General features: G+C 50.8%; 1 protein-coding gene. It reads left to right on the forward strand.

What is annotated here, in order from left to right:
• The first annotated feature begins 86 nt into the window (after window positions 1–86).
• Complete coding sequence (locus C3451_RS24090) at window positions 87–1112, forward strand: IS110 family transposase (protein WP_001101446.1); 1026 nt, start codon at window positions 87–89, stop codon at window positions 1110–1112.
• The last annotated feature ends 280 nt before the right edge of the window (window positions 1113–1392 follow it).

Raw genomic sequence — 1392 nt, forward strand, 5'->3', positions numbered from 1 at the left:
GGCTTTGTTAATGGAATGGTCGCCTCCCATCTCTTGTGCCACAGTGGGACGATAAATCGTCACTCATTGAACGGAGCGCTGCTATCATGAACGTTAAAACTATTGGAATCGATTTGGCAAAAAACGTTTTCCAGATCCATGGGGTTGACGAGCACGGAAAACGGTTGTTCAACAAACAACTCAGACGGGCACAAATGGCCTCCTTTTTTGCCAACATCCCACCCTGTTTGATCGGCATGGAGGCCTGTGCATCTGCTCATTTCTGGGCCAATAAACTGATATCGATGGGCCATAATGTCAAACTGATGGCCCCTCAGTTCGTCAAACCCTATGTTAAAACCAATAAGCATGATGCTGCAGACGCTGAAGCTATTTGTGAAGCCGTCACTCGACCTAACATGCGGTTCGTGCCGGTCAAAACCGCTGAGCAGCAAGCCGTATTGGCACTTCACCGGAGTCGTCAGAGCTTCATCAAACAGCGAACCGCACAAGCCAATCAAATCAGGGGGTTATTGGCCGAATTTGGCATTGTCGTCCCCCGAGGTATCCAGCAGCTACAGCGACGATTACCTGAGCTCGTGGAAGATGCGGATAACCCGTTACCCGTCCTGTTTCGTACACAGCTGAGTCTACTACAGCACCACATGGCGTACCTGTTCGATGTCATCGCTACACTCGACAAGCAGATTGAGCAGTGCTATCGGCAAAATGCTCTCTGCCAGCGTATCGGCAAGATCCCTGGTATTGGCCCTGTTACCGCCAGCGCGCTGATTGCGACCATTGGTAAAGCCAACAATTTCGAGAATGGCCGACAACTGGCTGCCTGGCTCGGATTGGTTCCACGTCAGCACTCCAGTGGGGGTAAACAAGTCCTGCTCGGGATAAGCAAGCGAGGTGATACCTATTTGAGGACCTTGCTTATCCATGGTGCCAGGGCGGTATTGCAGTCGGCCAAACATAAACAGGATGCCGTATCGAGCTGGGCTAACCAGCTAATGGCGCGCCGGAATAACAACATTGCCTCGGTAGCATTGGCTAACAAGAATGCGCGGACTGTGTGGGCGCTCCTGGCCAAAGAGCGGGAGTATTGTGCACCAATAATAAGCGCTTAAGTTGCTTAATCAGTAAGACAGAAACAACACCACCGATTGCCCAGGCAAGCATGAAGTGATGGCAAGACAGGTCAGACCGCGATGGGGAAAACCCGGTTTATTCAAGGCTCCTGAAAGAGCGCTTTGTTGATAGAGGCCTCCATCAGCGTATTCCATCAGGGACAGAGGTATTTTACATCACCTCGGCAAAGTCCGGATCTATGGCTGCAATCGATGACCAGTAAAGCCACCACAACATATTTAGCTTGGCAAACAGGAGGCGACCATCTATGAATAAATC

The sequence above is a fragment of the Enterobacter sp. 301B genome (assembly GCF_003850715.1).
GTDB classification, from domain to species: Bacteria; Pseudomonadota; Gammaproteobacteria; order Enterobacterales; family Enterobacteriaceae; genus Enterobacter; species Enterobacter intestinihominis.